Origin of the sequence: Saccharopolyspora antimicrobica (assembly GCF_003635025.1) — a bacterium.
In the GTDB taxonomy this organism is placed as follows: Bacteria; Actinomycetota; Actinomycetes; order Mycobacteriales; family Pseudonocardiaceae; genus Saccharopolyspora; species Saccharopolyspora antimicrobica.
The window spans coordinates 5,420,419-5,444,133 of sequence record NZ_RBXX01000002.1 but is presented as its reverse complement, the minus strand read 5'-3'; the positions used below and the strand labels follow the sequence as shown (position 1 = coordinate 5,444,133).

Below are 23,715 nucleotides of genomic sequence, written 5' to 3'. Positions count from 1 at the left end.
GGTCCCGCCGTCTCATCCGGCGCAGCGAACATCTCGCGCCGACGCCGAAATCCGCCAGCCAGGCATGGGAAAAGCGCATGTCCACCTCTGTCGCGACCGCCACCGAGCAGACGCTGCCGATCAGCCGCGTGGAGCCGCCCCAGGCACCGACGCTGCGATGGCGGGTGCTGGCGATCGCGGCGATCGTGGTGGCCGCGTTCAACGCCCGGACGGCGGTGACGGCGGTCGGCGCGGCGCTGCCCGAGCTCCGCGCCGCGCTGGGGCTGGGCACGGTGGCGGTGGCGGTGCTCACCGCGCTGCCCTGCCTCTGCATCGCCGCGACGACGTTCCTGGTGCCGTTCCTCCGCCGCCGCATGGGCACGCTGACCAGCGTCGTGGTGTTCCTCGGCGCGCTGATGGCCGGCCAGGCGGTCCGCATCGCCCACGGCCAGTGGCAGCTGCTCGCGGGCACCGTCCTGGCCTGCTGCGCGATCGGCGGCCTGCAGGTCCTGCTGCCCGCCGTCTGCCAGCAGGTCGGCGGACCGCACGCCGCGGCGCTCACCACCTTGTCGGCCAGCGTGATCGGCGCCGGGGCCGCCACCGCGACGGCGACCACGCCGTGGCTGACCGAGATCGGCGGCTGGCGCACCGGGCTGGGCTTCTGGATCCTGCCGGTGGTGGCCGCGCTCCTGCTGTGGTCGCCGCTCTCGCAGTCCTCCGCAGCCCGCACCCCGGCCCCGGCGATCTCCCGCGGCCGCCGTTCCCTGCTGCGCAGCGCCCGGGCCTGGTACCTGACGATGTTCATGGGCCTGCAGTCCCTGCAGGCCCTGTCCCTGCTGTCCTGGCAGCCGGTCCTGCTCCGGACCACCGGAATCGGCCCGGGTCATGCCGCCGCGCTCAGCGCGGGCACGCTGGTGGTCAGCATCGTCTCCTCGGCGATCATCACCGCGTCCTGCTACCGCAACGCCCGGTACATCGGCACCTGGATGGTCCTGACCACCGGAAGCGGCGGGATCGGCCTGCTCGGACTCCTCGTCGCCCCGAACTTCGAACCGGTGCTGTGGGCGGGCCTGCTGGGCGTGGGCATGTCGGCGCTGGCCCCGGCCATGGCGGCGATCCCGGCGCACACCACCGACAGCGGCGAGACGACCCGGCTGTCGGCGATGACCCAGGGCTACGGCTACCTGCTCGCGGCACTCGGCCCGGCGCTGATGGGCGCCCTCACCGACGTCGCGACGACCACGGACTGGGCGCTGACGGCGCTGCTGTTCTTCAGCCTCGTGCAGTTCCTCTTCGCGTCGCTCGCCGCCCGCCGCCCGCACGACCTGCACGCCGCAGACCTCGAGTGGTCGACGATGCGGTGAGAATCTCCGTCCGTTGTGGACGGTCAGCGGCCGCGGCGGAGCTTTCGGCGTTCCCAGCCGTTGGGGTGGCGGATCACCACGCCTGCCGCTCCGCCCGAGCCGCTGAGGCGGACCAGGGGCGCTCCGGGGTGGCGGTCGGGCGTGGTCTTGTCCTTGAGACCGCCCAGGCCCGGTTCCAGGTCGTCGGTCTCCGCCGACCAGCCCTCGGGGATGATGATGGTGACCCCGGCCATCTGGCCGTGCGCTTCGAGTTCGATCAGCGGCAGCCGGCAGTCGGCCTGGGTGAAGTCGAGCTTCACGCCGCCCATCCCGCCGTGCGCGGTGATCTGCGCGGGCACCTGCCAGCGGCCGGTCCGCGACGCGCCGTGCAGGCCGCCCTTGAGGAACAGCGGTTTGCCCGGATCCGCGGTGCGCCCGGACGGCAGGTCGGCGGTGAGCGGTTCCAGGTCGGCGTAGGTCTTGGCCGCCAGCGCCAGGTCCACCCGCTCGGTCAGCTCGGTGAGGTCGATGCGCCCTTCGCCCGCGGCTTCCTGGAGGCGCTGCACGACCGCATCGCGGTCGGCGTTGGAGGCGCGCATTTCCCTGTGGGCGGACTCGGGCACTTCGGACGTCATGCGCTAGATCCTAACCAATGCGGAATCCGGCAACCGACGGTTTCGGCGTCCTCATGGCTCGCCGCCCGGGGTGACCAGGCCGGTTTCGTAGGCGAGCACGACGAGTTGCGAGCGGTCGCGGGCACCGAGCTTGGCGAGCAGCCGGCTGACGTGGGTTCGCGCCGTCGTCGGGCTGATGAACAGCTGCTCGGCGATCTCGGCGTTGGCCAGCCCCGCGCCGACCTTGGCGAGGAACTCCCGCTCCCGGTCGGTAAGCGCATCGAGCAGATCGCTGCGGCCGGCCGGTTTGCCCAGCGACGCCGGGACGTCGTGGAACACGTTGGGGTAGATGATGATCGTCTCGGCGAGGATCCCGCCGAAGGCGACCACCGCGATCCAGAGGTAGGCCGTCGAGACGATGAATCCGGCTCTGCTGTTGTCCATCCGAACTCCGGGAGAGGTCCGGGGCAGGACCCCGGACAGCTGAACTTCCTGACTCCCGGAACGCTACGGAGCGGAGTCGTCGAAATCGTCCGCGCAGCGACGCTCACCGACCATGACTTCGGACGTACGCCCGCAGCCGAGTCGTACGTCCGAAGTCGACAACGGCCGCCGATGACGCGCGCGGCTTCGAGCCGACGAGGCCTCGGTCAGATCGCCGCGATGGTGCTGGGCGCGCGTTCGGCGCGGCTCAGCGCGCGCAGCACCGCGGTCTGCCCGTGGCGGACGACGGCGAGCTTGGCGAGCAGCGCGAGCACCGGGTCGAGGACTTCCTCCGGGAGTTCCGGCGTCTCGATGCCCGCGCTGTGCGCGAGATCGTCGGAGTGCACCGCGATCTCCATCATGCGCGTCAGCAGGAAGTCCGCCAGCCGCACCGGTCGGCCGCCGAAGGACACCACCCGGTCACCATCTTCCGCGGACAGCGCGGTGCGCTGCTCGTCGACCGCCGAGGCCAGCTCGGCGGCCAGCGCCTCGATCCCGCGGGCGGCGAATTCCTCGCCGAAATCGCGGATCCGGACGTTGACGTCGGAATCGGTGCCGGTGTGGAACGCCTCAGCCGCGGCGTAGAACTCGGTGAGCGACAACGGCCGCTCGGCGGTCGGTTCCTTGGCCAGCACCCGGGAGACGTTCAGGACCTGGGAGCCCAGGTGCCCGGCCAGCCCGCGGACGCTGAACTCCGGCAGCGCGCTGGGCCGGTCCCACACCGCGGACACCGCGGGATCCCGGAGCAGTTCCACCGCCGCCTGCGCCGCCTGCAGGTAAGCCCGGCTCATGGTGGTCATCGTCGTCCCTAAGGTTGATGTTGTTCGGGGTTGGATGCCCTGGATGCCCAGGGCGACGGGGTGTGGCTGATCGTTGTCTGCCGCGCGGTGGCTCGGAAGGAATGGCCGCCCTGTCGTTCTGGACGCCCTGGCCACTGATTCAGATCTGATGCGGACTGTCGCTGTTTAGGGACCTGTTGGCGGGGTTGTCCACGGGGTTGACCTGCGATAACAGGAGATCTTGCGTGAAGGTTCGGCCAGTGATCTGGGTCGGGATCGACGCGGGCAAGACCATCCATCACGCGTGTGCGATGGATAGCGAAGGCAAGGTCGTCTTCTCGCAGAAGGTGACCAACGACCAGACCGCGATCGAGCAGCTCATCGCCCGCGCGAACAAGACCGCCACCGAGGTGCGGTGGGCGGTCGATCTGACCAGCAACGCCGCCGCGCTGCTGTTGGCCGTACTGGTCACCGCCGGCCAACGAGTGGCATACGTGCCCGGCCGGGTGGTCAATCGCATGACCGGCGTGTTCCGCGGTGAGGCCAAATCCGACGCCAAAGACGCCCGGATCATCGCCGAAACCGCCCGCATGCGCTCGGACCTCACCGAACTGTCCACACCAGACGAATTGGTGGTCGAACTGACCCGGCTGACCGCCCACCGGGAGGACTTGATGGCCGACTGGGTGCGGGGCGTCAACCGCCTGCGTGACCTGCTGACCAGCATCTTCCCCGCACTGGAACGCGCCTTCGACTACTCCACACGCAGCGCGTTGATCCTGGTAGCGGGCTACCAGACCCCTGATGCCGTCCGAGCAGCCGGCGAGCACGGTCTGACGCGACATCTGCTCGACCACAGCGCGTGGGCCAAGGGGACACCGTCCATGGTGGACAAAACCTTGGCAGCTGCGGCATCCCAGACCGTGCGGCTGCCCGGTGAGACCACCACCGCTGTGCTTATCGCCCGCCTGGCCCGGCAACTGCTCGACCTGGACCGGGAAATCAAAGACACCGACAAGCTGATCAAGGACCGCTTCCGCGCCCACCCGCAGGCCGAGATCATCGAATCGCTGCCCGGGCTGGGACCGATCTTGGGTGCGGAGTTCATCGTGGCCACCGGCGGCGACCTGGCCGCCTTCGCCAACTCCGGGCGCCTGGCCTCTTACGCAGGCCTGGTACCCGTCCCGCAGGACTCCGGGCGTGTCACCGGTAACCTCCGCCGCCCCAAGCGCTACAACCGCAAGCTGCGCCGGGTGTTCTACATGGCCGCCCTCTCCAGCATCCGAGCAAACGGCCCCTCGCGGACGTTCTACGACAAAAAACGCGGTGAGCGACTGATCCACACCCAGGCCCTGCTCGCCCTGGCCCGACGCCTGGTCGACGTGCTCTGGGCCTTGCTGCGCGACGGCCGGACCTTCACACCAACCGCGCCACCACCCGCTACCACTGCGGCTTGACACGATCATTCAGATTCCTTCCAGTCACACCGATCAACGCCGGTTCAAGTATGGCGCACCGCGCGCCGGTTCTCACCTGATTTCGGCGCTACTTCTCCGACACGTCGTTGCCGTGCTCGTCGGCGAGGACGACGCGGATGTCCTTGGCGCGGAAGGGCTTCAGGTCCGATTCGTCCGCTGTCGCATCCGTGACCAATGTCCACTTCGGAGGGAGCGGGGCCCAGGCGTGGAACGGGCGGCGGCCGATCTTGGCCGCGTGGACCAGGACGTACACGTGGTCGCCGCGACGCGCCATCAGTTCCTTGAGGCGCGTCTGGCGGATGTCGGCCTCGCAGATGCCGTCCTCGGCCGTGACGCCGTCGGCGCCCAGGAAGACCCGGTCGAAGGTGCGGCGCTCCAGCGCCGCTTCGGCCAGCGGGCCGATGAAACCCTGGCTCTTCGGGCGCAGGACCCCGCCGAGGCACTCCACGGTGACCTCCTCGGAGGCGGAGAGCTCCTGCAGCGCCGTCATGCCGGTGGTCACCACGGTCAGCGCCGGGCCGCCGCGCAGTTCGTGGGCCAGCGCGCCGGTGGTCGAACCCGCGTCGAGGAGCACCGTTTCGCCCGCGCTGAGCTGCCGGGCCGCCCAGCGGGCGATGGACCGCTTCGCCTCGAACTCCTCGCCGACGCGCTGGCGCAGGCTCGCCTCGGGGTGCGCGACGATCGCCATCGCACCGCCGTAGGTGCGGGCCAGCGCGCCCGCCCGCTCCAGCTGGGCGAGGTCGCGCCGGATCGTCGACGCGGTGACGCCGAAGTGGGCGGACAACTCGTCCACACCGGTCAGCCCGGTGGTGGTGGCCAGCTGGACGATGGCCTCCCGGCGGAGCTTGGAATCGCGGGGCACTCGACGTCCCTTTCAGCTGACGGAAACCGGCGCCAGGTCCGCGGCCTGGCGCAGCGCCTCGATCATGCTACCGACGTCGGCCGCGCCGGTTCCGGCGATGTCGAAGGCCGTGCCGTGGTCCACCGACGTGCGGATCACCGGCAGGCCCACGGTGATGTTGACACCCGCCTCGATGCCCAGCACCTTGACCGGCGCGTGGCCCTGGTCGTGGTACATCGCGACGATCAGGTCGTAGTCACCGCGGCCGGCGAGGAAGAACGCGGTGTCGGCGGGCAGCGGGCCGCGCGCGTCGATGCCCTCGGCGCGCAGCTGCTCCAGCGCGGGCACGATCTTCTCCTCCTCCTCGCCCGCACCGAACAGCCCGTTCTCCCCGGCGTGCGGGTTGATGCCGCACACGCCGATGACCGGCGCTTCGACGCCCGAAGCGCGGATCGCCTCGTGCCCGCGGCGAACCGTGCGCGCCACCAGCCTGGGCTCGATCCGGGCGATGGCGTCGATCAGACCGATGTGCGTGGTCACGTGGATGACCTTGATCTTCGGCGTGGACAGCATCATCGACACCTCCTCGGTGCCGGTCAGCGCGGCGAGCAGCTCGGTGTGCCCCGGGAACATGTGCCCCGCGGCGTGCAGCGCCTCCTTGTTGAGCGGGGCGGTGCAGATCGCCTGCACCTCGCCGGCGACCGCGAGTTCCGCGGCGACGCGCACGTACTGATAGGCCGCCTCACCGGCCACCGCGCTCAGCTCGCCCCACGGCAGATCCTCCGGCAGCAGACCGAGATCGACCACATCGATGCGGCCGGGCCCGAAGCGGGCCTCGGCCACGGAGCCGACCGCGACGATGTCGACCGCCGCACCGCGCAGCCGGGCCGCTTCCCGCAGCCGGCGGGCGTCACCGATGACCAGCGGGCGGCACAGCTCGTGCACGGCGGCGTCGGCGAGCGCGCCGACCACGACTTCGGGGCCGATGCCTGCCCCGTCTCCCATGGTGACGGCTATGACGGGCGAGGAACTCACTGTGCCTCCTGGAGGTCGCGTCGGCTGGCCGCGAAAGGGTCGAACCGGGTTTCCCGTTTTTGCGCGAAACGCGCACTCAAGATCGTGAACGTCCCCGGCTCGGCGGCTCCCCCACGGCACCGGGACGCCAGGAACCTGCGGAACATCCCGCCGGAATCCGGCACTCCCATGCACGCCACCTCGCAGCTCATTCTGCGCAATTCACGCTATCCATATTGCGCATTGCGCGCAACTATGCCAGCGTTCCGAACCACCAGGCACCGGCGCGCGACCCGGAGACCAGGAGGACATCCCGTGAACGCACTCGAGTTCGCCCGCCACGTCCGCGGCCGCCGGCAGGCCATCGGCTACTGGGTCGTGCTCGACGACCCGATCGCCACCGAGCGCCTGGCCCGCCTCGGCTACGACTACGTGGTGGTCGACGCCCAGCACGGCATGCTCGGTTCCACCGGCATCCGCAACGCGATGCTCGCCATCGACGCGGGCGCGACGTCGGCCGCCGTGGTGCGCGTCGAGCAGAACGATCCGTTCGCCATCGGCCGGGTGCTCGACGCGGGCGCGACCGGCATCATCGTGCCGCTGGTCGACACCGCCGAGGACGCCACAGCGGCGGTGCGCGCCACGCGCTACCCGCCGGAAGGCCGCCGCTCCTACGGCCCGATGCGCAGCGAGCTGCGGGTGGGACCCGATCCCGCCGAGGCGAACGAATCGGCGCTGGTGCTGGCGATGATCGAGACCCCGGAGGGCCTGGCGAACGTCACCGAGATCTGCGCGACACCGGGCCTCGACGGCATCTACGTCGGCCCGGCCGACCTGCGGCTGGCAGTGGGCGGCGCGACCGCGTCCGACCCCGCCGTGGACGACGCCTTCGAAGCGGCGCTGACGAAGATCGCCGAGGCCGCCGCGAACGCCGGAATCGCGGCGGGCATCCACACCCCGAGCGGCGAAGTCGCCGCGCACCGCCTCGCGCAGGGCTACACCTACGCCACCGTGTCCTGCGACCTCGTGCACCTGGAGCAAGCGGCGAAGGCACACCTGTCGGCCGCCCGCGGCGAGCGGTGAGACCTGCCCGGAGGCCGCTGCGCTACAAGCCCTGCGGTTCGGACATGTTCCAGCCGGACCACGGGAGCGTGGCTCGACCGCCGGTTCCGGTCAGGAGTCCCGCCGAGGGCTGTGCCACTCGCTGTTCATGAAGCACGACATGATCCAGATAGCTTCGTTCACGTCCAGGATGATGTCTCCGATCAACGGCGTGTTGCGGAGCGTCTCGTGAGGCATACGTCGCCTGTGCTCGTCCGTGCCGGGCAGGAGCAAGTCCTCCCTGGTGATCTCGATCGGCTGCCAATCGAGATCGACGTGGAGAAGCAGTGAGCGCTCCGCTTCCCACCGCTGGATGAAGACCATCTGCTCTCCGTGGATGTTCGGCGCGTAGGCGACGTAGTCCCTCGGCCCGACGCGTACTCCGCAGAGCTCTTCGACAGCACGGTCGATGCCCCTCGATCCGTCGATGTAGCCGCGCATCTCGCCGACGAACTCGGGCAGGGTCTCCTCGTCGAGACGCGCATCGCCGGGAATGCGGAGCGAGGACAGGCCGGTCATCGTGAGCTTCGCATGGTGGAGCTCACGGCTGGCGTTCGTCCAGAAGAGCCCGTCCACGTCGGGGTCGTGCACGACGCAGGCGACCGGAATGTTGGTTTCCGCCCAGTTGTCGCCGTGCTTGCCGACACGGACGCAGTACCCGTACTTCCGCCGGTGGGAACGACCGCCCTTGACCTGGATCGCGACCGTGTACGGGGTCCTCTTGTTCTTCGCCCCGAACGTCACCCGCAGGTCCTCACCGAAATCACTGGTCCCGGAGACCTCTTCGACGATGTGCCCGGCATCTTCCAGGAGCAGGCGCACGCGGTTCACCGCCTGCCGGGACGTGAGGTGCGAATCAGGGATGTGCGGGGGCATGTTCCGACATTCCTCTCGTCAAGCCGTGCGCGCTCACGGTCATGCCCAGTCATACCGGTGGCGTCCGACATCCCCGCGGATCGGGACACTTCGGCTCCCGCGAAGCACTGGCTGAGCCAGTTGACCATTCGGGTCTTGACTTCGGGGGTCTGATCGCTGAAAGTGGCCTGGCCAATCAGCCACTGTGCCACGCACCACATCCGGGTGCCGGCGCCCCGCTCGGCAAGGAGGCAATGGTGCCGCCCGAGTTGATCTCGATCCTGGTGCTGGTCGCCGCGTTCGTCATCACCACGACGCTGTCGGTCAGCATGGGCCTGCTGGCCTTCGCCGCGGCGTTCCTGGTCGGCACCCTGGTCGGCGGGATGTCCGAGGACGACATCTTCGCCGGGTTCCCCGGTGACCTGTTCGTCGTCCTGGTCGGCGTCACGTTCCTGTTCGCCATCGCGCGGGCCAACGGCACCACGGACTGGCTGGTGCGGCAGGCCGTGCGGCTGGTCGGCGGGCGGATCGCGCTGATCCCGTGGGTGATGTTCGGCATCGGCGCGGTGCTGACCGCCATCGGGGCCGTCAGCCCGGCGGCGGCCGCCATCGTCGCGCCGATCGCGCTGAACCTCGCGGCGCAGTACCGGATCAACCCGCTGCTCATGGGCGCGATGGTGGTGCACGGCACGCAGGCGGGCAGCTTCTCCCCGATCAGCATCTACGGCACCATCGTCAACGGCGTCGTGGAGCGCAGCGGGCTGCCGGGTGATCCGGTCGTGCTGTTCCTGGGCAGCCTCGTGGTCAACGCGGCGATCGCCGCCGTCGTGTTCGTGGTGTTCGGCGGATTGCGGCTGCGTGCCGCGGAGAAGCAGCTGGTCACCGTCGGCGCGGGAGCCGGCGACGCCGGTGCGGAGCCCGTCGAGGAGCTCCGCCTGAACCGCGACCGGGTGCTCACGCTGACCGGACTGGTCGTCCTGGTGGTCACCACGCTCGGGTTCGGCCTGGACGTGGGGCTCGTGGCGATGACCATCGCCGTCGTCCTGAGCGTGCTCTCCCCCGAGATGTGCAAGCAGGCGCCCAGCGAGGTCGCGTGGCCGACCGTGCTGCTGATCTGCGGAGTGCTCACCTACGTCGGCGTGCTGCAGGAGATGGGCACGATCGACTACGTGGGCAACTCCGTGGCGGGCATCGGCGTCCCGCTGCTCGCCGCGCTCCTGCTCTGCTACATCGGCGCGATCGTCTCGGCCTTCGCCTCGTCGGTGGGCCTCATGGGCGCTCTCATCCCGCTGGCCGTGCCGTTCCTGCAGACCGGCAGCATCGGCGCGATCGGCATGATCACCGCGCTGGCGATCGCCGCCACCGTGGTCGACGTCAGCCCGTTCTCCACCAACGGCGCGATCGTGCTCGCCAACGCCAAGGGAGTCGACCGCGACGCGTTCTTCCGGCAGCTCATGGTCTACGGCGCGGTCATCGTCGCCGTCGTCCCGGCCGCGCTGTGGCTGGTGCTCGTGCTGCCCGGGCTGGGGTGACGATCAGTGGCGTAGCATCGGGATCACCGCTGCCGCAGACCGGTGACCACGCCGATCAGCGCCACCGCGCCGGTCACGACCAGGACCGTCGCGTAGGCCGGGTGCATCGCGGCGACCGGCTCCCACGCGCCGACGCCGATCGCGGCCACCACGGCCAGGACGATCGCCGACAACCCGGCCCGGAACCAACGACGCGTCACCACGCCGCAGACCCTACGCACCACCGGACGAGACCCGCGCCCCATGCCACTCCGCCGCTGGATCACGCGTTCGCTGGCCGTGCTGGCCGCAGCCATCGCGTGCGCGGTCCTGCTCTACACCTGTCCCCTGGCCGCCACGCCCACCGCGCGGGAGGAGATGCGCAGTGACGCGGCGGTCACCGTCGTGGACCGCGCCACCGAGATCGAGCTGATCCCCAGCGGGCAGCACCGCGGCACCGGGCTGGTGTTCTACCCGGGAGCCCGCGTCGATTCCCGCGCCTACCTGCCGCTGCTGCGCCCGGTGGCCGAAGCCGGGTACCCCGTGGTCGTGCTCAAACCACCGCTGGGCATGGCGATCCTGCACTCCGGCCAGGGCGAACAGGCCTTCGGCCGCGCACAGCGCTGGGTGGCGGGCGGGCATTCGCTCGGCGGTCCCGCCGCGGCGCGGCTGGCCAACAGCCGCCCCGACCAGGTGCGGGGCCTGCTGCTGTGGGCGTCCTACCCCGATGTCGAGGTCCGCGACCTCGACGTCACCTCGATCTACGGCACCCGCGACGGGCTGTCCGATCCCGCTGCGGTCCGGCAGGCGCCGCTGCCGGCGGACACCGAGTTCGTCGCCGTCCCCGGCGCCGTCCACGCGCACTTCGGCGACTACGGCCCGCAATCCGGCGACGGGCAGCCCACCACCAGCCGAGCCGATGCCCAGCGCCAGATCGTCGCCGCGACGCTCGACGGCCTCGCCCGCGTCGAGGCCCAGCCCTGACCTGCTGCTCGCCCGGCGGCAGGAACACCGCGAAACCGAGGAGGTCCACATCATGATCACGAGCGTGCTCGGCACGGGGATCATGGGCGCCGCGATGGCCCGCAATCTCGCTCGCGCCGGTCACCCCGTGCGCGCCTGGAACCGCACGCGGGCGAAGGCCGAACCGCTGGCCGCCGACGGCGTGCACGTCGCAGGCACCCCGGCAGAGGCCGTCGAAGGCGCCGACGTCGTCGTCACGATGCTGCACGACGGCGCGGCTGTGCTCGACGTCATGCGGGAAGCGGGGACCAGCCCCGGCACCGCGTGGGTGCAGTCGACCACCGTCGGGATCGGGTCGATCGGAGAGCTGGCCGCGCTGGCCCGCGAGCAGCAGCTCGTCTTCTTCGACGCTCCCGTCCTCGGCACCCGCCAGCCCGCGGAGGAGGGCACGCTCGTCGTGCTGGCCGCCGGGCCGAGCGAGAGCAGGCACGCGGTGACGCCGGTGTTCGACGCCATCGGCTCCCGCACGGTGTGGACCGGCGAGGACGGTGCCGCGGCGAGCTCCACGAAGCTCAAGCTCGTGGCCAACAGCTGGGTGCTGGCCGTCACCAACGCCGCTGGTGAGGCGCTCGCGCTGGCCAAGGGCCTGGACGTGGACCCGCAGGGGTTCTTCGACATCATCAGCGGCGGCGCGCTGGACATGGGCTACCTGCACTCGAAGGGCCGGGCGATCCTCGAGGACCGGCTGAGCCCGCCGAGCTTCGCCGTGACCACCGCCGCGAAGGACGCCGAGCTGATCGTCCAGGCGGGCCGGGAGCACGGTGTGCGGCTCGACGTCGCCGAGGCCGCGGCGCAGCGCTTCAACCGCGCCGCCGAGCTGGGGCACGGCGGCGAGGACATGGCAGCGGCCTACTTCGCCAGCTTCGACCGCTGACGGCTACGAGCGGCGGCGCGGCTTCCCGCGCTTGCCGCCACGCGGGTTGCCCGCGCGCGGGCGGGCGGCCGGCTTCTTGGCCTCGGCCGGGCGCTTGCGCTTCTCCTGCGGGGGCGTCGGCGGGCGGCCGCGGGTGCTGTTGACCGTCCGGCCGCGCACGATCCCGATGAACTGCTCCATCAGGTCGGTGGTCTCCTCCTCCGGCCAGGACAGCGCGACGCGCGACTGCGGCGCGTCGGTGAGCGGGCGGTAGGTGAGGTCCTTGCGGTGGTGCAGGCGGGCCAGCGACTGCGGGACCACGAGCAGCCCCACCCCGGCCGCCACCAGCTCGATGGCGTCCCCGGTGGTGGCCGGGCGCTCGATCGCCGGCCGGCCCGGCGGGCGCTCCCAGTCGAGGGTGTCGTCGAGCGGGTGCAGCACGACGTCGTCGGCGAGGTCCTCGCCGGAGACCTCGTCGACCGCGGCCACCACGTGGTCCTTCGGGACCACCACCACGGTCGTCTCGGTGTAGAGCGGGATCGCGTGCAGCCCCTCGCGGTCGGCCGGGAACCGGAGCAGCACCATGTCGGCGTCGCCGTCCCGCACCGCGGCGGTGGCGTCGGCAGCGGGCACCTGGACCAGTTCCAGCGGCACCTCGGGCATCCGCTCCGCCCACTTGCGCGCCCACTTGCCGGGCGTCACACCCGCCACGTAGGCGAGCGTGAACGAGGGCTGCTCGTCCGATCCAGTCACGCGGCCCAGGTTACCGGGCGTCTGCGCAGGTGGTGCGCATGCGGTCGATACCCTGGAGGGCATGAAGTCGCGCCCGACCTCCCAGACGATGAAGCCCGCAACCGCGGCGAAGAAGCTGAACGTGTACCTCGGAGCCACCCCCGCGGAGTTCCAGGAGGGTGTCGTCTCGCGCGACGAGCTCAACGCGCTGCAGACCGATCCGCCCGAGTGGCTCCGCGAGCTGCGCCGCAACGGTCCGCACCCCCGCCAGGTCGTCGCGGCGAGGCTGCGCATCTCCATCGGCGGCCTGACCCGCGCGGGCATCACCGATCCGCTCACCACCGAGCAGATCAACGAGCTCAAGGAGCGGGACCCGGAGTGGCTCCAGCAGGAGCGCGCCACCCAGGCCGAGGTCAAGCGGGAAGCCGCGCGGATCAAGGACAAGGCCGAGCAGAAGGCGGAAGCAGCGCGCCTCCGCGAGCAGCGCAAGTGAGTCGTGAGTGCGTAACAGTGTTCGAACACTGTTACGCACTCACGACCGAGCTCAGGTGATCGGGGGGAAGCGGGTCTCGTTTCGGTCGATCTTGGCGTTGGCGGCTTCAACGAGGTCGATGCCTGCTACGTCGGCCAGCCGGATCAGGTAGAGCAGGACGTCCGCCGCTTCGTCGGCCAGCCGCTCCTTGAGCGGACCCTCCACCGCTCCCGGGGCGCCGTCGAGCCACTGCAGCTCGGCGACCAGCTCGCCGGCCTCGCCGCTGAGGGCCATCGCGAGGTTCTTCGGCGTGTGGTACTGCTCCCAGTCCCGCGCCGCCGCGAAATCCCGCAACCTGTCCCGAATCCCGTCCACGCTGTCCATGCCGGACACCGTAGCCGCCCGCTCAGGCGCGGACTTCGTGCCGGGCGACCGTCCAGGAGCGGGCCTGGTCGCTGATCGTCACCCCGAGGCCCGGGCGCGGTGACACGTGCATCCGGCCGCTCTCGATCCGGAGGTGCTCGTCGAAGAGCGGGTCGAGCCATTCGAAGTGCTCCACCCACGGTTCCCGGGCGTAGGCCGCCGCGAGGTGGATGTGGATCTCCATCGCGAAGTGCGGGGCCAGCTGGAGGTTCCGGTCGTCGGCCAGGGACATCACCTTCAGGAACTGGGTGATGCCGCCGACCCGCGGGGCGTCGGGCTGGACGACGTCGGCTCCGCCCGCCCGGATCAGCTCGCGGTGCTCGGCCGCGCTGGTCAGCATCTCCCCCGTCGCGATCGGGGTGTCGAAGTTCGACGCGAGCACGGCGTGGCCCTCGAAGTCGTAGGCGTCCAGGGGTTCTTCGATCCACACCAGGTTCAGCGGTTCCAGCGCTCGGCACATGCGCCGCGCGGTGGGGCGGTCCCACTGCTGGTTGGCGTCGACCATCAGCGCCACGCCGTCGCCGATCTCCTCCCGGACCGCGGTCACCCGGGCCAGGTCGACGGCGTTGTCCGGGTGGCCGACCTTGATCTTGATGCCGCCGATGCCGCCTGCCACCGACTCCGCCGCGCGCTCCACCACCTCCTCGATCGGCGCGTGCAGGAAACCGCCGGAGGTGTTGTAGCAGCGCACCGAATCGCGGTGCGCGCCGAGGAGTTTCGCCAGCGGCAGGCCCGCCCGCTTGGCCTTGAGGTCCCACAGCGCGACGTCGAAGGCGGCGATCGCCTGCACCGCCAACCCGCTGCGGCCGACGGAGGCCCCGGCCCAGACGAGCTTGTCCCAGATCTTGGCGATGTCGCTGGGATCTTCGCCGATCAGCACCGGGGCGATCTCCCGCGCGTGCGCGTACTGCCCGGGGCCGCCCGCGCGCTTGGAGTAGCTGAACCCGATGCCCTCCAGGCCCCCGGCCGTGGTGATCTCGGCGAACAGCACCGCCACCTCGGTCATCGGCTTCTGCCGCCCGGTGAGCACCTTGGCGTCGCTGATCGCGGTGGGCAGCGGCAGCGTCACCGACGAGATCTCCACGCGGGTGATCCGGTCCAGCGTTGCCGATTCGGTCATGAGCTCCCTCTCCCGTTAGTCCATTGTGGACTTCATCGCGGTTCGTCCAGCCGGATGCGCTTGATCGTGCCCATCACGGCCAGCCCGACCAGCGCCAGCGCCCCGTGCGCGGCGACGAACCACAGCGCCACGTCGAAGGAACCGGTGGCCTGCACGGTGTAGCCGATGACGATCGGCGTCACGATGCCCGCGATGTTGCCGAACGCGTTCATCGTCGAGCCGACGAAGCTGGTGGCCTGCGGCGGCGCGAGATCCGTGGTGATCGCCCAGCCCAGCGAGCCGATTCCCTTGCCGAAGAAGGCCAGCGTCATGATCGCCACGATCAGCGCGCTGCTGTCGGTGATGCTGCACAGCGCGATGCTGGTCGCGAGCGTCATGCCGACGACCGACGGCAGCTTGCGGGCGAAGGTGAGCGAGTGACCGCGGCGCAGCAGGGCGTCGGAGGCGAAACCGCCCGCCAGACCACCGGCGAACCCGCACAGCGCGGGCAGCGCCGCGACGAAACCCACCTCCAGCAGGGACAATCCGCGGCCCTCGACCAGGTAGACCGGGAACCACGTGATGAAGAAGTAGGTCAGCGCGTTCACCGCGCACTGCGAGAGGTAGAGGCCCAGAGCGGGCGGGTGGAGAAGGCCGGAGCGCGAAGATGATCGCCACCGACACCAGCACCGGTGTGGTGATCAGCCCGACCAGGCTGATCGCGGCGGTGACCACCGTCCACAGCGCGAGGCTCAGGGCGTAGACGCGGCGGGCGCCGAAGCGGTCGAGCAGGATTCCGCCGGGCAGCTGCCCCACCACGTAGGCCCAGCTGAACGCGGAGAAGATGTAGCCGAGCTGCACGCTGTCGAAGCCGAGATCGGCCTGCAGGCTGGTTCCGGTGATCGACAGGCTGCTGCGGTCGGCGTAGTTGAGGGCCGTGATGATGAAGATCAGCGACAGGACCAAGTAGCGGGTCGGGATGCGGCGGCTGGTCGGCGCACCTGCCCGCCCGACGGTGGAAGCTGTTGCGGTGTCAGACATCGGTGTCCTCCCGGTCGCTGCGGAGCGGTCCGCAGTGACCAGGACATTAAGTGGGCGCAGCGATTCCGGTCCAACACCGAATGAACATCGATCAATACCCTGCCCGCATCGAAAACACGCCCACCGCCGAACGGAGCGTCAATTCGGCGAGAAATCGACGTGCACCCGGGTGACGGTCGATCTCGCGCGGAATTGACACCACCCCGGGTGACGCGCGGGTTTCGGGCGGCGATGCGCGGACGGTATCACTCGATACCCAATCGACCTTGGACACGCATCGGACGCGAACTTAGGCTGCCGAGCGTTCGACATCGTGACCGCGCTCACAGCGGAACGGTGGGCCGCCTCGGACCGAAGGAGCCCCGAATGACGTCGAAATCGCCTGCACGCCGAAGAGTTCTGCCGCCCGTGCTCGCCGCGGTGCTGTCCCTGCCGCTCGCCGCGTGCGGGGGAAACCTGTCCAGCGGCGGCGCGGAGTTCCCCAGCGGCCCGGTGACGATGCTCGTCGGCCAGGCTCCCGGCGGGAGCACCGATCTCATCGGTCGTGCCCTGGCCGACGGCGCCGCCAACGACCTCGGCGTCGCGATGCCGGTGGTCAACACGCCCGGCGCCAACGGGGCGCTGGCCGCGAACGAACTCGCCGGCGCGCAGCCCGACGGCCAGCACGTCCTGGTGCTCAACGCGTCGCTGACCTCGATCACGCCACTGGCGGTCGCGCCGGAGGAAGCCGTCGACATCAACGACTTCGAGGTGATCACCGGGGTTTCGCAGGACGACTACGTCCTCGTCGCCAACACCGCCTCCGGCCTGCGCTCGGTGCCGGACCTGACCCGGGCGGGCCGCGACCTCAAGTTCGCCACGACGGGCGTCGGCACCGGCAGCCAGCTGGCCCAGGAGCTGCTGTTCGAGCAGGCCGGGATCGCAGGCACCGCGGTGCCCTTCGACGGCGGATCACCGGCGATGACCGCGGTCCTCGGCGACCAGGTCGACGTCGCCGCCATCCAGCTCGGCGAGGCGATCGGCCAGATCGAGGCCGGCCGGCTGACTCCGATCGCCACCTTCGCCGCGCAGCGCAGCCGGTACCTGCCGGACACCCCGACTGCCGTGGAACAGGGCTACGACGTGCGGGTTTCGCAGTTCCGCGCGATCGTCGCGCCGAAGGGCACCCCGCCGGAGCGCGTGGAGCGGCTGCGCAAGGCGTTCCAGGCCACCTTCGCCGCCGAGCGCTACCGGAAGTTCAACGAGGACAACCTGCTCACGCCGCACGAGGTCGACGGCGCGCAGGTGGCGCAGGAGTGGACGAGCTCGCTGGAGCGCTACCGCGCCATGACCCAGCAGTACGGGATCGACCTCGGCGGGCCGAAGTGAGCGACGCCGAGCCGGAGCACCGGCGTCCGGCCGGGATGGCCGCGAACGTGGTCGTCGCGCTCGCCGTGGTCGTCGTCGGGATCTGCGGCGCGGTCGGGTCCTGGTCGCTGGGGCTGGGCAGCGCCGCGGAACCGGCGGCGGGGACCTGGCCGTTCCTGGTCAGCGTTGTGCTCGCGGTGCTCGGCGTCGTGCTCGGCCTGCTGGCGCGGCGGACGAACGACGCGGAGCGGATGTCACCGGCGAGCTGGACGGTCCTGGCCGGGATCGCCACCATGGCCGGTTTCGCCGCCGCGATCACCGTCATCGGGTTCGAGATCCCGGCCGCACTGCTGGCGTTCGCGTGGCTGCGGTTCCTCGGCCGGGAGTCGTGGTCGATGTCGGTGTTCGGCGGCCTCGGCATCGTGGTGGCGTTCTACGTGGTGTTCGTCGGCCTGCTGAAGGTGCCCGTCCCGCACCTGTTCTAGCCCGAACCCAGCGCCCGGAACCGGCAGCACCGCGCTGGAAAAGCCCTGCCGTTCCGGGAAATTCCTCAGGTCGCTCTGCCCACCAACACTGTCGTTAGGAGCGGCGATGGATCTGGCCCCGGTGATCGAGGGGTTCGGCGTCGTTCTCGAACCCGCCAACCTGCTCCACTGCCTGCTCGGCGTGGTGATCGGGATGCTGGTCGGCGTGCTGCCCGGGCTCGGCCCGGCCGCCACGATCGCGATCCTGCTGCCGCTGACCTTCAACGTCGAACCGGTCACGGCGATCATCATGCTCGCAGGCATCTTCTACGGCGCGCAGTACGGCGGCACCATCACCTCGGTGCTGCTGCGGCTGCCCGGCGAGGCGTCGTCGGTGGTGACGGTCTTCGACGGCCACGCGCTCGCCCGCCAGGGCCGGGCCGGGACGGCGCTGGGCATCGCGGCGATCGGGTCGTTCGTCGGCGGCACCGCCTCGATCGTGGCGCTGTCGGTGCTCGCGCCGCTGATCGCCGGGTTCGCGCTCGACTTCGGCCCGCCCGAGTACACCGCCCTCGCCCTGCTCGGCATCCTGCTGGTCGCCACCGTCAGCAACGGCGGCCGGGTGAAGGCCCTCATCGCCGCGTGCGCGGGCCTGCTGCTGGCCACGGTCGGCCGGGACGCCTTCACCGGCACCGAGCGGTTCACCTTCGACCTGCTGCCGCTCTCCGACGGGCTCGACTTCGTGCCGATCGCGATGGGCCTGTTCGGGCTGGGCGAGATCCTCCACAACCTCGAACAGCGGCAGCGGGGCGCGACGACCGCCGCCCGGGTCGCCAACGCCTGGCCGTCGCGCGGAGACCTCCGGCAGTCGGCCGGGGCGATCGGCCGGGGTTCGGTGCTCGGGTTCGCGCTCGGCGTGCTGCCCGGCGGTGGCGCGACGCTCTCCTCGCTCGCGGCCTACGCGGTGGAGAAGCGCCGGTCGAAGAGCCCGGAGCGGTTCGGCCACGGCGCCGTCGAGGGCGTGGCCGCACCCGAGACGGCGAACAACGCCGCGGCGACGTCGTCGTTCATCCCGCTGCTCACGCTCGGCATCCCGGCGAACGCCACGATGGCGATGATCTTCGGCGCGCTGCTGGTGCAGGGCGTGACGCCGGGACCGCAGCTGGTCGACGAGGACCCGGAGCTGTTCTGGGGCGTGGTGAACTCCATGTACCTCGGCAACGTCCTGCTGCTGATCATGAGCGTCCCGCTGGTCGGGCTGTTCGTGAAGATCCTGCGGGTGCGCCCGACGGTGCTCGCGCCCATCACGGTGCTGATCACGCTGCTGGGCGTCTACACCGTCCGCAACAGCGTCTTCGACATCGCGCTGGTGATCGTGTTCGGCGTGCTCGGCTACCTGATGAAGAAGTACGGCTTCGAACCCGGCCCGCTGGTGCTGGCGTTCGTCCTCGGTTCGCTGCTGGAGACCTCGCTGCGGCGGTCGCTGCTGCTGTTCGGCGGCGACCCGGCCGGCTTCTTCACCAGACCGATCTCCGGCACCCTGCTGGTGCTCCTGGCCGTGGTCGCCCTGTTCCCGCTGGTGCAGCGGCTCGTCCGGGCGAGGAGCCGCTGAGTGCCCGCGGGTCAGAGCAGGTCGAGCAGCGCGTGCAGGGCCGGGTTGTCGTTCGCGCGGCGCCAGACCAGGTGCAGTTCCACCGGATCCGGTTCGGGCAGCCGCAGCGGGCGGAAGCTCACACCCTCGAAGTGCAGCCGTGCCGCGGTCGCGGGCACCAGCGCGCTGCCGAGCCCGACCTGCACCAGCGCCAGGGCGGTGTGGATCTGGCTGACGTGCTGCACGTACGTCGGCTGCACCCCGGCCCGGCCGAAGGCCGTGACGAGCAGTTCGTGGAAGTACCGCGCTTCGGTCGGCGAGTACATCACCACGTCGGTGCCGTGGAACTCGCCCAGCTCCAGCGGTTCGGAGCTCCCGGCGAGCGGATGCCCGTCCGGCAGCGCGGCCAGCAGCGGCTCCGAGCGGAACAGCCGCGACGCCAGTTCGGGGCGCGCGGCCGGCGGGCGGGCCAGCCCGAGGTCCAGGGAACCGCCCGACAGCCGTTCGGCCTGGTCGCGGGTCACCAGCTCGTGCAGCACCACGTCCACGTGCGGCAGGTGCTCGCGAACGGTGGCCAGCAGGCCGCCGAGCACGCCGTAGGCCGAGGTCGCGGTGAAGCCGATGCGGACGATGCCCGCCTGGCCCAGGGTCACGCGCCGCACCGAGAGCGCGGCGTTCTCCGCCTCGTGCAGCAGGCGTCGTGCGTCCTGCAGGAACGCGCGGCCCGCCGGGGTCAGCCGCACGGTGCGGCTGGTGCGGTCGAACAGCTGGACCTTGAGCTCCTTCTCCAGCTGCTGGATCTGCCGCGTCAGCGGGGGCTGGGTCATGCGCAGCCGCTGCGCGGCCCGGCCGAAGTGCTGCTCCTCGGCCACTGCGACGAAACCGGTGAGTTGGTTGAGCGTGAACATCGATGCTGTCCCGGTATCAGTAGATGCATTGTTTGAGTTGGACCGGCATTGATGCGTCACCTTACTGTCGATCGCAGACCGGTCCCGCACCATCCGAAGAAGTCGCTCCTGCTCGTCAGCGGACGCACCGCCCAGCCGCCGGGCCGCGCGGAAAGCAACGACGTCGCCAGGAATCGCCCACGGAGGAGATCTTTGATGTCCGCGTACTCGCCCACCGACATGGCCCGGCAGCTCGCCAGCGGATTGCTGTCCTTCCCGGTGACCCACTTCCGGCCCGACCTCGGCTTCGACGAGGCCGCCTACCGCGAGAACATCGGCTGGCTGAGCGGTTTCGGCGCGGCCGGGCTGTTCGCGGCCGGCGGCACCGGCGAGTTCTTCTCGCTCACCCCGGCCGAGGTGGAGCAGGTGGTGACCGCCGCCGTCGGGGAAGCCCCGGCGGGCCTGCCGGTGATCGCGCCCGCCGGGTACGGCACCGCGACGGCGGTGGAGATGGCCCGCGCCGCCGAGCGCGCCGGAGCCGCCGGACTGCTGCTGCTCCCGCCCTACCTCACCGAAGCCGACCAGGCCGGGCTCGCCGCGCACGTCCGGGCCGTCTGCGCCGCCACCGAGCTCGGCGTGGTCCTCTACAGCCGGGCCAACGCGGTCTTCGAGGACACCACCGTCGCGGAGCTGGCCGAGGACTGCCCGAACCTGGTCGGGTTCAAGGACGGCGTGGGCAACGTGGAGAAGATGACCCGCCTGTACTCCCGGCTCGGCGACCGGCTCACCTACGTCGGCGGACTGCCGACCGCGGAGACCTTCGCGCTGCCGCTGCTGGAGCTGGGCGTGACCACCTACTCGTCGGCGATGTTCAACTTCGTGCCGGAGTTCGCGCTGCGCTTCTACCGCGCGGTCGCCGAACGGGACCGCACCGCGGTGTACCGGTACCTGAACGAGTTCGTGCTGCCGTACTGCGACATCCGCAACCGGCGCGCCGGGTACGCGGTGAGCATCGTGAAGGCGGGCATGCGGGTCATCGGGCGCCCGGCCGGGCCGGTGCGGCCGCCGCTGGTCGATCTGGACGACGCCGAACTCGCCGCGCTGGCCGACCTGGTCGAGCGCCTGCCGGAGGACTGATGATGACGCGACCCCCGCCTGACCGGAGAACGCGCTCGCACCACCGGCCAGCTGCGGCTGTTCGCCGAGGTCGTGCGCGCGGGCAGCTGGGCCCGCGCGCGCATCGATCCGCCCGAACGGAAGCTGCCCGTGCTGGAGCTGAAGGCCGGGCGGATCCTGTTCAACGGCTGGCCGACCGGGGTCGAGGTCGGGCACGCGATGGTCCACGGTGGACCGTTCCCGGCCACTTCGGACTCCCGCACGACGTCCGTCGGCACGCTCGCGATCGAACGGTTCCTGCGCCCCGTGGCCTACCAGGACGTTCCCGCGGCGCTGCTGCCGAGCGCGATCGCGGACGACACCTGACGCGGGGCGGCCCCCGATTCTCAACCCTGCGCGGAGGAACGCATGACTCAGAAGCAGCCCGTGGTCACCGCGATGCGGGTGGTCCCGGTCGCCGGGCACGACAGCATGCTGCTCAACCTCAGCGGGGCGCACGCCCCGCACTTCACCCGCAACCTGGTGATCCTCACCGACTCCGAGGGCCGGACCGGGGTCGGTGAGGTGCCCGGCGGCGAGCCGATCCGCCGGACGCTCGAAGACGCCGCGGATCTCGTCGTCGGTCGGCCGGTCGCCCGGGTGCGCTCGGTCCTCAACGAGGTGCGCGGCCGGTTCGCCGACCGCGACGCCGGCGGTCGCGGTGCGCAGACCTTCGACCTGCGCGTCACCGTCCACGCCGTCACCGCGATCGAGTCGGCGATGCTCGACCTGCTCGGCAAGCACCTGGAGGTGCCGGTGGCCGAACTGCTCGGCGACGGGCAGCAGCGCGAGCGGGTTCCGGTGCTGGGCTACCTGTTCTTCGTCGGTGACAGGAGCAGGACCGATCTCCCCTACCTGAGCCCGGTGGACGAGCCCGACGACGACTGGTTGCGCCTGCGCCACGAGGAAGCCCTGACGCCGCAAGCGGTCGTGCGCATGGCGGAGGCGGCGCAGCGGCGCTACGGGTTCCGCGACTTCAAGCTCAAGGGCGGTGTCCTGCCGGGCCCGGCCGAAGCCGAAGTGGTCACCGCGCTGGCGCAGCGGTTCCCCGAAGCGCGGATCACCCTCGATCCCAACGGCGCGTGGTCGCTGGCCGAAGCGATCGGCATCGGCCGCGCACTGCGCGACGTCCTGGCCTACGCCGAGGACCCGTGCGGCGCCGAAGGCGGCTACTCGGGCCGCGAGACGATGGCGGAGTTCCGCCGCGCGACAGGATTGCCCACGGCCACCAACATGATCGCCACCGACTGGCGGCAGCTGCACCACGCCATCCGCGCCGCCGCGGTGGACATCCCGCTGGCCGACCCGCACTTCTGGACCATGAGCGGCTCGGTGCGGGTGGCGCAGCTCTGCCACGAGTGGGGGCTGACCTGGGGTTCGCACTCCAACAACCACTTCGACGTGTCCCTGGCGATGTTCACCCACGTCGCGGCGGCGGCGCCCGGCGAGATCACCGCGATCGACACGCACTGGATCTGGCAGGACGGCCAGCACCTCACCCGCAAGCCGCTGCGCATCTCCGAAGGCCGCATCGACGTCCCCGTCGGCCCCGGTCTGGGCGTCGACCTGGACCTGGACCGCGTGGCGGAAGCCCACGAGCTCTACCTGCGACAAGGACTCGGATCCCGCGACGACGCGGCGGCGATGCAGTACCTGCTCCCGGGCTGGACCTTCGATCCCAAGCGCCCGGCGCTCGACCGGGCATAGCCGTCCGCGGGTCGTGAGTGCGTAACAGTGTTCGAACACTGTTACGCACTCACGACCTCGTTCGGGTCAGACGCGGCGGAGGACGGAGACGACGACGCCCAGGATGACCGCGTTGTCGCCGTCGATGACCTCGTAGGCCGGGTTGCGGGGTTCGAGGTGGACGTGGCCGTTGCGGCGGCGGTACACCTTCACCGTCGCCTCGTCGTCGATCATCGCCGCCACGATCTGGCCCGAGTGAGCCTCCTGCTGCTGGCGGACCACCACGATGTCGCCGTCGCAGATCGCCGCGTCGACCATCGAGTCGCCGCGCACCCGCAGGCCGAACACGTTGCCCCGGCCGGTCAGCTCGCGGGGCAGGCTCATCACGTCGTCGAGGTGCTCGTCCGCGGTGATCGGGGCGCCCGCCGCGATGTCGCCGACCACGGGCACCGGCACCGAGGTCTCGTCGCGCGTCGCCGCGGGCCGGAGGAAGGCGCGGACGTCGATCGGGCGGGACACCGTGGCGCTGCGCCGCAGGAATCCCTTGTCCTCCAACGCGTTCAGGTGCTTGGACACCGAGGAGGACGAGCGCAGGCCGACCGCTTCGCCGATCTGGCGGGTGCTCGGCGAGTACCCGTGCCGGTTCACCCAGTCCTGGATCGTGGCCAGGATCTGCTGCTGGCGCTGCGGCAGGGCCGAGGCGTCCAAGTGCTCGAAGGCGTCGAAGTCGTAGGCGGCCACCCCCGAATGGTAGAGGTCAACACCGCCGCCCGGAGCACTGGCCCGGCTCCGGGCGTGATCTCCGGCCACCGCCCTTGACACCCGCCCCGGCCGGTGCCAACGCCGCCGCTGGAGTCCATGCGACGGCGCGCAGGAAGCCGGTGCGAATCCGGCACTGTGAGTGGGCAGCTGTGCGCCACTGCCGCTGCCGCGCCGGAAGGCGT

At 70.9% G+C, this 23,715-nt stretch carries 25 protein-coding genes and 3 pseudogenes; 13 read left to right on the top strand and 15 right to left on the bottom strand.

Translation table 11 applies throughout. The annotated features are described in order from the left end of the window. Positions 1–77: 77 nt before the first annotated feature. The gene (locus ATL45_RS26095) at positions 78–1,343 is read left to right on the top strand and encodes an MFS transporter (protein ID WP_093159324.1); all 1,266 of its coding nucleotides are present in this window, start codon (positions 78–80) and stop codon (positions 1,341–1,343) included. Positions 1,344–1,366: 23 nt separating this feature from the next. On the opposite strand, the gene ATL45_RS26090 is transcribed toward ATL45_RS26095, so the two are convergent. From ATL45_RS26090 to ATL45_RS26080, 3 genes and pseudogenes are all read right to left on the bottom strand, one after another. Continuing rightward, complete coding sequence (locus ATL45_RS26090; protein ID WP_093159322.1) at positions 1,367–1,957, bottom strand: DUF1707 SHOCT-like domain-containing protein; 591 nt, start codon at positions 1,955–1,957, stop codon at positions 1,367–1,369. Positions 1,958–2,008: 51 nt separating this feature from the next. Next, positions 2,009–2,227, bottom strand: a pseudogene (locus ATL45_RS39765) (helix-turn-helix domain-containing protein); the annotation flags it as partial. 359 nt (positions 2,228–2,586) lie between these two features. Beyond that, entirely contained in the window at positions 2,587–3,210 is a 624-nt protein-coding gene (locus tag ATL45_RS26080; protein WP_211841289.1) for a maleylpyruvate isomerase N-terminal domain-containing protein, read from the bottom strand. A 233-nt stretch (positions 3,211–3,443) separates the two neighbouring features. On the opposite strand from ATL45_RS26080, the gene ATL45_RS26075 reads away from it, so the two are divergent. Further along, a complete protein-coding gene (locus tag ATL45_RS26075; RefSeq protein WP_093159314.1) occupies positions 3,444–4,655 on the top strand; it encodes an IS110 family RNA-guided transposase in 1,212 nt (403 codons plus the stop codon). An 88-nt stretch (positions 4,656–4,743) separates the two neighbouring features. Here ATL45_RS26075 and ATL45_RS26070 read toward each other — a convergent pair whose 3' ends face one another. Continuing rightward, complete coding sequence (locus ATL45_RS26070) at positions 4,744–5,538, bottom strand: DeoR/GlpR family DNA-binding transcription regulator (RefSeq protein ID WP_093160317.1); 795 nt, start codon at positions 5,536–5,538, stop codon at positions 4,744–4,746. Between the two features lie 12 nt (positions 5,539–5,550). Then, positions 5,551–6,552, bottom strand: a complete 1,002-nt coding sequence (gene pdxA / locus ATL45_RS26065; RefSeq protein WP_246025548.1) for a 4-hydroxythreonine-4-phosphate dehydrogenase PdxA — start codon at positions 6,550–6,552, stop codon at positions 5,551–5,553. Positions 6,553–6,846: 294 nt separating this feature from the next. Here pdxA and ATL45_RS26055 point away from each other — a divergent pair, with 294 nt between their 5' ends. Beyond that, a complete protein-coding gene (locus ATL45_RS26055; protein WP_211841288.1) occupies positions 6,847–7,614 on the top strand; it encodes an HpcH/HpaI aldolase family protein in 768 nt (255 codons plus the stop codon). A 90-nt stretch (positions 7,615–7,704) separates the two neighbouring features. Here the strand turns inward: ATL45_RS26055 and ATL45_RS26050 are convergent, their stop codons facing one another. Then, positions 7,705–8,508: a DUF4365 domain-containing protein gene (locus ATL45_RS26050; protein WP_093160327.1), complete on the bottom strand. Its 804-nt coding sequence runs from the start codon at positions 8,506–8,508 to the stop codon at positions 7,705–7,707. A 236-nt stretch (positions 8,509–8,744) separates the two neighbouring features. Here ATL45_RS26050 and ATL45_RS26045 point away from each other — a divergent pair, with 236 nt between their 5' ends. Next, positions 8,745–10,019, top strand: coding sequence for an SLC13 family permease (locus tag ATL45_RS26045; protein WP_093160436.1), 1,275 nt, complete (start codon positions 8,745–8,747; stop codon positions 10,017–10,019). Positions 10,020–10,042: 23 nt separating this feature from the next. On the opposite strand, the gene ATL45_RS38520 is transcribed toward ATL45_RS26045, so the two are convergent. After that, positions 10,043–10,222, bottom strand: coding sequence for a hypothetical protein (locus ATL45_RS38520; RefSeq protein WP_143121793.1), 180 nt, complete (start codon positions 10,220–10,222; stop codon positions 10,043–10,045). A 40-nt stretch (positions 10,223–10,262) separates the two neighbouring features. On the opposite strand from ATL45_RS38520, the gene ATL45_RS26040 reads away from it, so the two are divergent. Both ATL45_RS26040 and ATL45_RS26035 read left to right on the top strand, forming a co-directional pair. Further along, positions 10,263–10,982: an alpha/beta hydrolase gene (locus tag ATL45_RS26040; protein WP_093160329.1), complete on the top strand. Its 720-nt coding sequence runs from the start codon at positions 10,263–10,265 to the stop codon at positions 10,980–10,982. A 52-nt stretch (positions 10,983–11,034) separates the two neighbouring features. Continuing rightward, positions 11,035–11,895 (top strand): NAD(P)-dependent oxidoreductase, encoded by an 861-nt coding sequence (locus tag ATL45_RS26035; RefSeq protein ID WP_093160332.1) that lies wholly within the window; start codon positions 11,035–11,037, stop codon positions 11,893–11,895. Between the two features lie 3 nt (positions 11,896–11,898). Here ATL45_RS26035 and ATL45_RS26030 read toward each other — a convergent pair whose 3' ends face one another. After that, positions 11,899–12,627 (bottom strand): LysR substrate-binding domain-containing protein, encoded by a 729-nt coding sequence (locus ATL45_RS26030; protein ID WP_093160334.1) that lies wholly within the window; start codon positions 12,625–12,627, stop codon positions 11,899–11,901. A gap of 61 nt (positions 12,628–12,688) precedes the next feature. On the opposite strand from ATL45_RS26030, the gene ATL45_RS26025 reads away from it, so the two are divergent. Next, positions 12,689–13,099 (top strand): DUF5997 family protein, encoded by a 411-nt coding sequence (locus ATL45_RS26025; RefSeq protein WP_093160337.1) that lies wholly within the window; start codon positions 12,689–12,691, stop codon positions 13,097–13,099. Between the two features lie 51 nt (positions 13,100–13,150). Here ATL45_RS26025 and ATL45_RS26020 read toward each other — a convergent pair whose 3' ends face one another. The 5 genes and pseudogenes from ATL45_RS26020 to ATL45_RS38515 form a co-directional block, all read right to left on the bottom strand. Then, complete coding sequence (locus tag ATL45_RS26020; protein WP_093160339.1) at positions 13,151–13,462, bottom strand: nucleotide pyrophosphohydrolase; 312 nt, start codon at positions 13,460–13,462, stop codon at positions 13,151–13,153. 22 nt (positions 13,463–13,484) lie between these two features. Beyond that, positions 13,485–14,621, bottom strand: coding sequence for an L-talarate/galactarate dehydratase (locus tag ATL45_RS26015; RefSeq protein WP_093160342.1), 1,137 nt, complete (start codon positions 14,619–14,621; stop codon positions 13,485–13,487). Between the two features lie 32 nt (positions 14,622–14,653). After that, positions 14,654–15,208 carry an MFS transporter gene (locus tag ATL45_RS39760; protein ID WP_246025907.1) on the bottom strand — a complete coding sequence of 185 codons (555 nt, stop codon included), beginning with the start codon at positions 15,206–15,208 and terminating at the stop codon, positions 14,654–14,656. Positions 15,209–15,335: 127 nt separating this feature from the next. Continuing rightward, a pseudogene (locus tag ATL45_RS39755) lies at positions 15,336–15,641 on the bottom strand (MFS transporter); the annotation flags it as partial. 91 nt (positions 15,642–15,732) lie between these two features. Then, complete coding sequence (locus tag ATL45_RS38515; RefSeq protein ID WP_143121794.1) at positions 15,733–15,915, bottom strand: hypothetical protein; 183 nt, start codon at positions 15,913–15,915, stop codon at positions 15,733–15,735. 92 nt (positions 15,916–16,007) lie between these two features. Here ATL45_RS38515 and ATL45_RS26005 point away from each other — a divergent pair, with 92 nt between their 5' ends. The 3 genes from ATL45_RS26005 (at position 16,008) to ATL45_RS25995 (ending at position 19,064) form a co-directional block, all read left to right on the top strand. After that, on the top strand, positions 16,008–17,009 hold the full coding sequence (locus tag ATL45_RS26005) for a Bug family tripartite tricarboxylate transporter substrate binding protein (RefSeq protein ID WP_093160344.1): 1,002 nt from the start codon (positions 16,008–16,010) through the stop codon (positions 17,007–17,009). Further along, a complete protein-coding gene (locus tag ATL45_RS26000; RefSeq protein WP_211841287.1) occupies positions 17,006–17,473 on the top strand; it encodes a tripartite tricarboxylate transporter TctB family protein in 468 nt (155 codons plus the stop codon). Before ATL45_RS26005 ends, ATL45_RS26000 begins: the two co-directional genes overlap by 4 nt. 106 nt (positions 17,474–17,579) lie before the next feature. Further along, the gene (locus tag ATL45_RS25995) at positions 17,580–19,064 is read left to right on the top strand and encodes a tripartite tricarboxylate transporter permease (protein WP_093160347.1); all 1,485 of its coding nucleotides are present in this window, start codon (positions 17,580–17,582) and stop codon (positions 19,062–19,064) included. Positions 19,065–19,075: 11 nt separating this feature from the next. Here ATL45_RS25995 and ATL45_RS25990 read toward each other — a convergent pair whose 3' ends face one another. Further along, the gene (locus tag ATL45_RS25990; protein WP_093160349.1) at positions 19,076–19,951 is read right to left on the bottom strand and encodes a LysR family transcriptional regulator; all 876 of its coding nucleotides are present in this window, start codon (positions 19,949–19,951) and stop codon (positions 19,076–19,078) included. Positions 19,952–20,146: 195 nt separating this feature from the next. On the opposite strand from ATL45_RS25990, the gene kdgD reads away from it, so the two are divergent. The 3 genes and pseudogenes from kdgD to ATL45_RS25975 all read left to right on the top strand — a co-directional run bounded on the left by kdgD (position 20,147) and on the right by ATL45_RS25975 (position 22,792). Next, positions 20,147–21,067 carry a 5-dehydro-4-deoxyglucarate dehydratase gene (gene kdgD / locus ATL45_RS25985; RefSeq protein ID WP_093160352.1) on the top strand — a complete coding sequence of 307 codons (921 nt, stop codon included), beginning with the start codon at positions 20,147–20,149 and terminating at the stop codon, positions 21,065–21,067. A 123-nt stretch (positions 21,068–21,190) separates the two neighbouring features. After that, positions 21,191–21,412: pseudogene (locus tag ATL45_RS25980) on the top strand (aldehyde dehydrogenase (NADP(+))); the annotation flags it as partial. Between the two features lie 42 nt (positions 21,413–21,454). After that, the gene (locus ATL45_RS25975) at positions 21,455–22,792 is read left to right on the top strand and encodes an enolase C-terminal domain-like protein (protein WP_093160354.1); all 1,338 of its coding nucleotides are present in this window, start codon (positions 21,455–21,457) and stop codon (positions 22,790–22,792) included. Positions 22,793–22,858: 66 nt separating this feature from the next. On the opposite strand, the gene lexA is transcribed toward ATL45_RS25975, so the two are convergent. Continuing rightward, the gene (gene lexA / locus ATL45_RS25970) at positions 22,859–23,512 is read right to left on the bottom strand and encodes a transcriptional repressor LexA (RefSeq protein ID WP_093160357.1); all 654 of its coding nucleotides are present in this window, start codon (positions 23,510–23,512) and stop codon (positions 22,859–22,861) included. Positions 23,513–23,715: the final 203 nt, after the last annotated feature.

Coding starts and splice junctions, on each gene's coding strand:
- ATL45_RS26050 (WP_093160327.1), bottom strand. CDS start 8,508: ATGCCCCCGCACATCCCTGATTCGCACCTCACGTCCCGGCAGGCGGTG.
- ATL45_RS26020 (WP_093160339.1), bottom strand. CDS start 13,462: ATGGACAGCGTGGACGGGATTCGGGACAGGTTGCGGGATTTCGCGGCG.
- ATL45_RS25975 (WP_093160354.1), top strand. CDS start 21,455: ATGACTCAGAAGCAGCCCGTGGTCACCGCGATGCGGGTGGTCCCGGTC.
- ATL45_RS26005 (WP_093160344.1), top strand. CDS start 16,008: ATGACGTCGAAATCGCCTGCACGCCGAAGAGTTCTGCCGCCCGTGCTC.
- ATL45_RS26095 (WP_093159324.1), top strand. CDS start 78: ATGTCCACCTCTGTCGCGACCGCCACCGAGCAGACGCTGCCGATCAGC.
- ATL45_RS25995 (WP_093160347.1), top strand. CDS start 17,580: ATGGATCTGGCCCCGGTGATCGAGGGGTTCGGCGTCGTTCTCGAACCC.
- ATL45_RS25990 (WP_093160349.1), bottom strand. CDS start 19,951: ATGTTCACGCTCAACCAACTCACCGGTTTCGTCGCAGTGGCCGAGGAG.
- kdgD (WP_093160352.1), top strand. CDS start 20,147: ATGTCCGCGTACTCGCCCACCGACATGGCCCGGCAGCTCGCCAGCGGA.
- ATL45_RS26040 (WP_093160329.1), top strand. CDS start 10,263: ATGCCACTCCGCCGCTGGATCACGCGTTCGCTGGCCGTGCTGGCCGCA.
- ATL45_RS26035 (WP_093160332.1), top strand. CDS start 11,035: ATGATCACGAGCGTGCTCGGCACGGGGATCATGGGCGCCGCGATGGCC.
- ATL45_RS26025 (WP_093160337.1), top strand. CDS start 12,689: ATGAAGTCGCGCCCGACCTCCCAGACGATGAAGCCCGCAACCGCGGCG.
- ATL45_RS26080 (WP_211841289.1), bottom strand. CDS start 3,210: ATGAGCCGGGCTTACCTGCAGGCGGCGCAGGCGGCGGTGGAACTGCTC.
- ATL45_RS26090 (WP_093159322.1), bottom strand. CDS start 1,957: ATGACGTCCGAAGTGCCCGAGTCCGCCCACAGGGAAATGCGCGCCTCC.
- ATL45_RS26015 (WP_093160342.1), bottom strand. CDS start 14,621: ATGACCGAATCGGCAACGCTGGACCGGATCACCCGCGTGGAGATCTCG.